Source organism: Neobacillus drentensis (genome assembly GCF_036966985.1).
Classification (GTDB): domain Bacteria; phylum Bacillota; class Bacilli; order Bacillales; family Cytobacillaceae; genus Neobacillus; species Neobacillus drentensis_E.
The window spans coordinates 211-1,709 of the sequence record NZ_JBALSN010000686.1 but is presented as its reverse complement, the minus strand read 5'-3'; the positions used below and the strand labels follow the sequence as shown (position 1 = coordinate 1,709).

At 31.7% G+C, this 1,499-nt stretch carries 3 protein-coding genes; all 3 read left to right on the top strand.

What is annotated here, in order from left to right:
* Nucleotides 1–75 precede the first annotated feature (75 nt).
* The gene (locus V7659_RS30485; RefSeq protein WP_335543755.1) at nt 76–210 is read left to right on the top strand and encodes a hypothetical protein; all 135 of its coding nucleotides are present in this window, start codon (nt 76–78) and stop codon (nt 208–210) included.
* 232 nt (nt 211–442) lie between these two features.
* Nucleotides 443–931, top strand: a complete 489-nt coding sequence (locus tag V7659_RS30480) for an RNA polymerase sigma factor (RefSeq protein WP_335543754.1) — start codon at nt 443–445, stop codon at nt 929–931.
* Nucleotides 921–1,499: zf-HC2 domain-containing protein (locus V7659_RS30475; RefSeq protein ID WP_335543753.1), on the top strand; the 579-nt coding region annotated here is incomplete at its 3' end. The genes V7659_RS30480 and V7659_RS30475, both read left to right, overlap by 11 nt.

Here is a 1,499-nt window from a genome sequence, read left to right as displayed (position 1 = left end):
AGGTTAGCTGAAGAAGGATTATTATTAATGTTGGAGTATATAATTCCATAAAGGAAAAAAATGGGGGTTATTTTAGTGAATAAGGAACAATTAGAGGTTATAAAGGTTGGAAGTTTAGCTGTAATTGCAGTCAGTTTAGCTATAATCGCTTGGAAAATGGGCAAAGTAGTTAATTATTTGTACGATTTAGTACAGTTATCAGTTAATTGATAATAGATGTTCTTCAACTGCTTTACTTCAATAAGAAGTAGAGCCTTATCTTGTGCCGCTAACGGAGCAGGTTCATTAGCAGGTAATTTTACAAATTATGTTGAATTCAAATACATTAGCCGCCATTGGTGTGGCGTTTTTTTATTGGCTATTAAAAAATTTATAAAAATTATGATTTTTTTTGTAACGAAAATGACTTTAATCGGATATATAGACGAAAGGAGGAAAAGGCTTGGGAGAACTAGATGAAATTTATAGCAATTATGCTGAAGAAATATTTAAATATCTAATGTGTCTTTGTCACAACGCAGATTTATCAGAAGAACTAACACAAGAAACCTTCTATCAAGCTGTAAAATCCATTGATAGATATAATGGTGAATGTAAAATGTCAGTTTGGCTTTGTCAAATAGCGAAGCACTCCTATTACAAATACCTTGAAAGAAATAGGAAGCAACTTAGAGAAATGCCGCTAGACTACACATTACATACCTCTCCTGAAGCTGAATTTATTCATTCGGAAGACAAAATTGGCCTATACCGAATAATACACTTACTTGAAGAACCATATAAAGAGGTTTTACTTTTGAGAATCTTAGGTGGTCTTAGTTTCAAAGAAATAGGAGAAATTCAGCTAAAAAATGAAAACTGGGCGAGAGTTACTTTTTATAGGGCTAAGTTGAAATTAAGAGAAAGGGGTAAGGATAACATTGGACAATAAATGTAATATAGTGAGAGATTTACTACCATCTTATATCGATCATTTGTGCAGTAAAGATAGTGTTAATTTCATTGAGGAACATATGAATTCGTGTATAAAATGTAGAGATGTATTAGAAAGTATGAAAACGGATGTTGACTTTTCTGATGAGATAGATGAAGTGTATAAAGTGGAAGTAAAGAAACCATTTCAAAAAGTATCTCGATTTTTCAACGCCCAAAAGAAACTTACGAATTATTTACTTCTAGCTACACTTATATCATTGGTGTTTGGATTTGTTTTTCTAATCCATTCCGTTATGAAATTTAGTGAATATAAAGAAGAGGTAAATAAGTTAGAAGTAGTAGATCAAGAAAAGGAAGCCATTATGGATGATGTTTTCAATGTTCTTGGATCTTCAACAGAGGTGACCGAAAAAGAAGAAAAACAACTTGCTACAGTTTTTAAAAAGTATAATGAAAAGCTTAATTTGTTAGCTGTTTTTTCAGCAGCAGATATAGAAGATTGGTTAAAGGAAAACGCTTCTGTAAGCAAGAAACCCACAACGATATATCCTATTGAGTACAAT